The following is a 6,548-nucleotide window of genomic DNA, read 5'->3' as shown; positions in this document are numbered from 1 at the left end:
TGTCGATCGGGTTGTCGGCGTGCTCGCCGCCGTTGATGATGTTCATCATTGGCACAGGAAGAACGCGCGCCGAGGTGCCGCCCACATAGCGGAACAGCGGCTGTGCGGTGTGGTCGGCCGCGGCTTTGGCGGCGGCGAGGGAGACACCGAGGATGGCGTTGGCGCCGAGGCGGGCTTTGTTAGGGGTGCCGTCCAGTTCGATCATCGCCTGGTCGATGGCAACCTGCTCGGTCACGTCCATGCCAACGAGGCATTCGGCGATTTCACCGTTTACGGCGTTCACCGCTTCCAGAACACCTTTGCCGAGGTAACGGTCTTTGTCACCGTCGCGTTTTTCAACCGCTTCGTGGGCGCCGGTGGAGGCGCCGGAAGGCACAGCTGCGCGGCCCATGGTGCCGTCTTCGAGGATCACGTCAACTTCGACGGTTGGGTTGCCGCGGCTGTCGAGAATTTCGCGGGCAAAGATATCAATGATGGTGCTCATGTCGGAGGATCCCTGAGAAAGCTACAAATGTTGGGCGCAGCTATAGCAGGGCAGAGGCAAAAGTAAACGCTGTTTGGTAGCGCTAACGGTGGTTTTCCCGCAGGTTAGGGCTAACAGTGACAGCAGGACGCTGTTTTGCTGGAATTGGTTAGGCTTGGGCCGGGGCGGTGGCTTTGGCGAGGCGGTGTTCACGCATGAAGGTGAAGAGGCCGGAGCCGATGATCAGCGTGGCACCCAGCATGGTGGGCAGGTCGGGGCGTTCGCCGAAGGCAATCATGCCAACAAGGATCGAGAACAGCAGGCGGGAGTAGCGGAAGGGGGCCACAACGGAGGCTTCGCCAAGACGCAGCGCCGTGACCACGCCCCAGTAGCCAGCCGCGCCAAACGCGACGGCACCAGCCATCATGGAGACATTGGTTGTGGTCACGGCTGCGTAGTCAGCAGAGGCGAAGAGCATCTGCAGCGGGCCCGCGAGCACAAGGGAGGCGAAGCTTTGGAAAGAGACCACAAAAGAAGAGACGGAAGAGTCAATTGTGCGGGTGATCAGGTCTCGGATCGCCACGGCAAGCACTGCGCCAAGTACCAGCAGTGCGTTGGGGTCAAAGGCGTCAGTGCCCGGGCGGATGATCAGCAAGACACCGGTGAAGCCGACCAAGATGGCGGTGAGGCGCCGCCAGCCAACCTGTTCGCCTAAGAAAAGTGCAGCGCCCAAGGTGATGACCAACGGCAGCGTTTGAAACACAGCGGCGACGGTGGAGAGGTCTACACGGGACAGTGCAGTGGCAAAAAGCACAGCACCACCCGCTTCACAAGCGGTGCGCAACAACATGCGCGGCGACCAGGCGGCAGGGGCAAAGAGGTTGTCACCCCGCAGGACGGCCAGCACGGCAAAGACGGCACCGGAGCCCAGCCCCAAAGCCATGAGGATCTGACCCACCGGGATGGTCACAGAGAGCGACTTGATGAACATGTCCTCAAGGGTGAAGCCAAGCATGGCCGCCACAAGGATCAGAATACCGTGTACGTTTTGCATAATGTTACCCGCGCGTCAGATGGTTCACAGGTGAACAGCAACGGGCGACATGGCAAGTCTGTTTCCGACAAACGCGACCAAAGGCGCATTCAATTTGGTGATGTGGCCCATCACGCGTGATGCTGCGATGGGCCATTGGGCCCGTTTAGAGCGGGCGGATTTTCAAATCGGTGATCCGGTTTGCTTCGCGGCCGGTTACCTCAAAGCGGAAGCCGTGGAACGAAAACACCTGTCCAACTGTGGGGATCATCTGCGCCTCGTGGATCACCAGACCGGCGATGGTGTTGGCTTCATCGTCGGGCAAGGACCAGTCGGTGGCACGGTTGAGGTCGCGAATGGTCATGGCGCCTTCGATCAGGAACTGACCGTCTTCGGATTTGCGGATCAAGTGGTCGGCGTCTTCGTCAAACTCGTCGGTGATCTCGCCGACAATTTCTTCGAGGATGTCTTCGAGCGTGATCAGGCCTTGCAGGGAGCCGTATTCATCCACCACCAGCGCAAAGTGTGCATGGCGGCGCAGGAATTCGCGCATTTGGTCATCGAGCGAGGTGGTTTCCGGCACGAAATAGGGTTCTTTGGCAACTTCGGTCAGGTCGAAAGCCAAAAGGTCGCGCGCGTTGGTCTCTTCCTGAACGGCGCGGGTGTACATGCTGCGGAACAGGTCTTTGGCGTGCACCACGCCAATGATGTTTTCCTGATCGTCTTTGTAGACCGGCAGGCGGGTGTGGTTGCTTTCCAGACATTGTTTGAGAATGTCGGCGGGGGCGTCATCGGCGTTGATCATTTGGATGCCGGAACGGTGCAACATGATCTCTTCGACCACACGATCAGAGAGATCGAGCGCACCCAAGATACGGTCGCGGTCTTCTTTTTCCACGATGCCCTCGGAGTGGCCAAGTTGAATGGCACCGGCAATCTCTTCGCGCATGGCGAGCACTTGGCTGTCCGGGTCAGTTTCCACGCCAAACAGGCGCAGCACGCCGCGCACCAGCACACGCACGGCGGCAACGATGGGTGAGAACAGCGTGACAATCACGCTGATCGGGCTGGCGACGGTGGCGGCGGCATCTTCGGGTCGGGTGATGGCGTAGGTTTTGGGAAGCACTTCGGCAAAGATCAAAACCAGAAGGGTCATGACCAGAGTGGCCAGTGCCACGCCACCTTCGCCAAAGGCGCGGGTGAAAAGTGCGGTCGCCAGCGAGGTGGCAAGGATGTTGACCAGGTTGTTGCCCAGCAGCACGGAGCCAATCAGACGTTCGCTGTCCTCGGTCACGTTTAGGGCGCGTTGGGCGCCGCGATTGCCTTTGTCAGCCTGTGCGCGCAGTTTGCCGCGAGAGGCCGCCGTGAGGGCTGTTTCGGAGCCGGAAAAGAAGGCAGACATCATCAGCAAAAAGAAAATCACGCCAGCGGTGATCCAGAATGCGGTGTCAAAAGTTGTGGTGGGCTCCATGGGGTCCTCTGAAATCTCAATCACTTAGGTTTATGGGGGTGCAACGAGGCCGGATCAAGAGGCAGCAGCGCGCTTAAGCCTTCTTTAGGTGCTTTGATCTAAGGGGGCGCCCAGTTCAAACATAAATGGAGTGGGATCCAATGAAATCTTTTGTATGTGCCGCACTGATGCTGCCAACCGTTTCTCTGGCCGATGGGGCCAGCGTGTCGTTCCTGACTGAGGATTACGCGCCGTATTCCTGGACAGAGAACGGACAAGCCAAAGGGCACGCGATTGACCTGATCAACGAAGTGGCCGAGCGCGCGGCGCTGACACATTCGGTTGAGATCACCAAATGGACCCGTGCCATCGCGCTGGCCGAAAAAGGCGCGAGCACCTGTGTGTTCTCGACGGCACGTACGGCGGAGCGGGAGGACAAGTTCCAGTGGGCGGGACCGATGTATGTGGAAGGCATGTATTTGATCCAGAACGCCGGCATGAACGGCGAGGCGACATCTTTGGAGCAGGCGCTGACCAAATCCATCGGCACGCAGGTGGGGGATTTCACCGTGGATCTGCTGGAAGAGTTGGGCGCGGCCAAAGTGGATGCGGCGCCGGATCTGGACAAAACCATGAAGAAGTTGGCGGCAGGTCGATTGGATTATGTGATCCTGGGTCAAGAGAGCGCCAACGCGCTGACCGCAGAGGATGCCGGTCTGGAGATCGCGATGGAAGTGTCGCGCGACGAGTACTACATCGCCTGTTCACATGACACTCCAGCCACCGTGGTGGCCGAGATTGACGCTGCGATGGATTCGCTGATGGCGGACGGCACACAGGCAGAGATTGTATCTCGTTACTGACGCAATCCCACCGCGAGAAGAGTGTGGCAAAGTCGGGGCAAGCGCCCCGGCTTTTTTTATTGGGTTTCAGAGGGTTGTGATTTTGTCTGCGCATGAATGTCGCACGTTTACTTTGCTTTCAGACATGCGGCGCAGAACCGGGGCAGAGATATGAAACAAGGAAATCCACCAATGAAAACACTTGCACTCTGCGCTTTGGCCCTGTCGACCGCAACCGTTGCACAGGCCGCGGACGTGAAGTTTTTTACGGAAGACTATGCCCCTTACAACTACGTGGAAAACGGTGAGCTGACCGGCCACGGTGTGGACATCATCAATGAGGCGCTGTCGCGCTCTGGTGTGTCGGCAGAGATGGAAGTGACCAAGTGGTCGCGTGCCATCACTTTGGCCGAGCAGGACGCCAATACCTGTGTGTTCACCACCGCGCGTACGCCGGAGCGTGAGGACCGCTTCAATTGGGCCGGTCCGATGTACTCCGAGGCGATTTATCTGATCCAGAAACCCGGTGCGAACGGCGATGTGACGTCTGTCGAGCAGGCGCTCTCCAAGAAAGTGGGCACACAGACTGGTGATTTTGCTGTGGCGCTGCTGGACCGTCTGGGCGCAAGCGATATTGACCTGGCACCGGATGCGGTCATGACCTTGAAGAAGCTGGGTGCAGGGCGTGTGGATTACATGGTGGCGTTGGAATCAGCGGCAGATGTGGCGATTGCCGACGGCAGCTTTGAAATTGCGATGGAAATCTCCCGGAATGAGTTCTTTCTGGCCTGCTCCAAAACCACCGACGGGTCTGTGATTGCGCGTATGGACGAAGCCATCGATTCTATCGTCGCGGACGGCACCCAAGAGGCCCTCGTCGCGAAGTACGACTAAGTCTCAGGTGAGATGATGTCGGGAAGGCCGGGGCATGTCCCCGGCCTTTTTTGGTTTCTGACGGTCAAGTGATTGGTGCTTTGCTTGGGAGGCCGTAAACCTGCGGTAAAGACGTGGCGGAGGCAGACAATGCGACATCAGGATTTGGGCGAGTTGGTTGGGGCAGTGCTGTTGTTTGGCGGGCCGTATTCCAATTTGCAGGCGACAGAGGCGATTTTGGCGCAGGCCGAGGTGCTGGGCGTGCCAATTGGTCATGTGATCTGCACCGGCGATGTGGTGGCTTATTGTGCGCAACCGGCAGAGACGGTGGCTGCGGTGCGCGCGGCGCAGGCTTTTGTGGTGGCCGGAAATTGTGAGAAGCAGCTGGCGGCCAATGCGCTGGATTGTGGCTGTGGCTTCGAGACGGGCACGACGTGCGATCTGTTGTCGGCGGGCTGGTATGCCCATGCGAACACCAAGGTCGATACAGAGGCGCGGGGCTGGATGGCGGGGTTGCCAGATGTGGTGACTTTTCAGCAGGCGGGCAAACGGGTGGCGGTGATCCACGGGGGCGTGACCGATGTGGCGCGTTTTGTGTTCTCAGTGTCGCCGGAGGCAGTGTTTGTTGCGGAGATTGCCGCGCTGGAATCTTCGGTTGGACCGGTGGATTTGGTGGTGGCCGGACATTCCGGGATTGCGTTTGAGCGGCGTGTTGGGGACGTGAGCTGGGTGAATGCCGGGGCTGTTGGCATGCCTGAACATGATGGGCGACAGGAGACCCGGTTTGCGGTGTTACGAGATGGTGTGCCGGAGATCAGGGCATTGGCTTACGATGCTAAGGCGGCCCATGCCGCCATGCAGGCGGCGGGGCTGACGCAGGGCTATGATCAGGCGCTGCTCAGCGGTTATTGGCCGTCTGAGGATGTGTTGCCTCAGGACTTGCGTTTGGGGGCTTTGGCCAAGGGGTGATGAGTGGTGACCAGCTCGCGCAGGCGTTCATCGAGCACGTGGGTGTAGATTTCCGTGGTGGCGACGTCAGCGTGGCCCAACAGCGTTTGGATCACCCTCAGATCAGCGCCATTGGCCAGCAGATGTGTCGCAAAGGCGTGGCGCAGGGTGTGTGGGGTGACCTTGGCAGGGGAGACCCCGGCGGCAACCGCCAAGTCTTTGATCAACATATAGAAGCGGTGACGAGTCAGATGGCCTGACGCGCCACGAGACATAAACAGGAAGCGCGACGGCGGCTTGCCTTTGCCACAGGCAATGTCTTCGGCAGCGTCACGGCAGATAAGCCAGTCCGCAAGGGCATCGCGCGCCGGTGGCGACAGCGGCACCATGCGCTCTTTGCCGCCTTTGCCCATCACCAAAAGCATTTGTGGATCACCACGGGCGGCGGAGACCGGCAGGCTGACCAATTCGGTGACGCGCATGCCAGTGGCGTAGAGCAGTTCCATCAGACAGGTGTTGCGCAGGCGATCATCTGTTGTGCGCCCGTGGGTACGGGCGGCAGCGAGCAGACCGTCTACTTCGGTGACGTCCAAGGTTTTGGGCAGGCGTTTGGCTCGGCCGGGGCCTTTGATCTGAATGGCCGGATTGTCGCCGCGCCAGCTTTCCTCAAAGGCAAAGCGAAAAAGTTGTTTGATCGCGGATAAGCGGCGGGCGCGGGTGGATTGAGCAAGGCCTTGTGCGTCGCAGAAGAGGAGGTAATCCTCGATGTCGGATTGAGTGAGCGTGTCAAAACTGTGAGATTTGCCGCTAGCCCAGGTCGCAAAGTCGCGCAGGTCGCGGGCATAGGCCGCTTGGGTGTTTGGTGAGGCACCTAGCTCAGCAGCCTGAGCCTCTAGGAACGTCGAAATCCATTGAAGCGTATCGGCGGGCGCGGCCATG

At 59.4% G+C, this 6,548-nt stretch carries 6 protein-coding genes and 1 pseudogene; 3 read left to right on the top strand and 4 right to left on the bottom strand.

Annotated features, from left to right (window positions below):
* From eno to QZ517_RS03980, 3 genes and pseudogenes are all read right to left on the bottom strand, one after another.
* A pseudogene (eno, locus tag QZ517_RS03990) lies at positions 1–484 on the bottom strand (phosphopyruvate hydratase); the annotation flags it as partial.
* 148 nt (positions 485–632) lie between these two features.
* Positions 633–1,517: a DMT family transporter gene (locus QZ517_RS03985; protein ID WP_294222469.1), complete on the bottom strand. Its 885-nt coding sequence runs from the start codon at positions 1,515–1,517 to the stop codon at positions 633–635.
* A 145-nt stretch (positions 1,518–1,662) separates the two neighbouring features.
* On the bottom strand, positions 1,663–2,967 hold the full coding sequence (locus QZ517_RS03980; protein WP_294222466.1) for an HlyC/CorC family transporter: 1,305 nt from the start codon (positions 2,965–2,967) through the stop codon (positions 1,663–1,665).
* A 140-nt stretch (positions 2,968–3,107) separates the two neighbouring features.
* Between QZ517_RS03980 and QZ517_RS03975 the strand changes: the two genes are divergently transcribed.
* The 3 genes from QZ517_RS03975 to QZ517_RS03965 all read left to right on the top strand — a co-directional run bounded on the left by QZ517_RS03975 (position 3,108) and on the right by QZ517_RS03965 (position 5,630).
* Entirely contained in the window at positions 3,108–3,809 is a 702-nt protein-coding gene (locus QZ517_RS03975; RefSeq protein ID WP_294222463.1) for a transporter substrate-binding domain-containing protein, read from the top strand.
* Positions 3,810–3,980: 171 nt separating this feature from the next.
* Entirely contained in the window at positions 3,981–4,682 is a 702-nt protein-coding gene (locus tag QZ517_RS03970; protein ID WP_294222460.1) for a transporter substrate-binding domain-containing protein, read from the top strand.
* Between the two features lie 129 nt (positions 4,683–4,811).
* Entirely contained in the window at positions 4,812–5,630 is an 819-nt protein-coding gene (locus tag QZ517_RS03965) for a metallophosphoesterase family protein (protein WP_294222457.1), read from the top strand.
* Here QZ517_RS03965 and QZ517_RS03960 read toward each other — a convergent pair.
* A complete protein-coding gene (locus QZ517_RS03960; protein WP_294222454.1) occupies positions 5,594–6,547 on the bottom strand; it encodes a site-specific tyrosine recombinase XerD in 954 nt (317 codons plus the stop codon). The genes QZ517_RS03965 and QZ517_RS03960 overlap by 37 nt on opposite strands.
* Position 6,548: the final 1 nt, after the last annotated feature.

It is taken from the genome of uncultured Shimia sp. (assembly GCF_913054185.1).
In the GTDB taxonomy this organism is placed as follows: Bacteria; Pseudomonadota; Alphaproteobacteria; order Rhodobacterales; family Rhodobacteraceae; genus Shimia.
This window is presented reverse-complemented; position numbering and strand designations above follow the sequence as displayed.

What these genes read in the sequence shown, in the direction of transcription:
- QZ517_RS03985 (WP_294222469.1), bottom strand. Translation starts at nt 1,517, where the DNA reads ATGCAAAACGTACACGGTATTCTGATCCTTGTGGCGGCCATGCTTGGC.
- QZ517_RS03970 (WP_294222460.1), top strand. Translation starts at nt 3,981, where the DNA reads ATGAAAACACTTGCACTCTGCGCTTTGGCCCTGTCGACCGCAACCGTT.
- QZ517_RS03975 (WP_294222463.1), top strand. Translation starts at nt 3,108, where the DNA reads ATGAAATCTTTTGTATGTGCCGCACTGATGCTGCCAACCGTTTCTCTG.
- QZ517_RS03965 (WP_294222457.1), top strand. Translation starts at nt 4,812, where the DNA reads ATGCGACATCAGGATTTGGGCGAGTTGGTTGGGGCAGTGCTGTTGTTT.
- QZ517_RS03980 (WP_294222466.1), bottom strand. Translation starts at nt 2,967, where the DNA reads ATGGAGCCCACCACAACTTTTGACACCGCATTCTGGATCACCGCTGGC.
- QZ517_RS03960 (WP_294222454.1), bottom strand. Translation starts at nt 6,547, where the DNA reads ATGGCCGCGCCCGCCGATACGCTTCAATGGATTTCGACGTTCCTAGAG.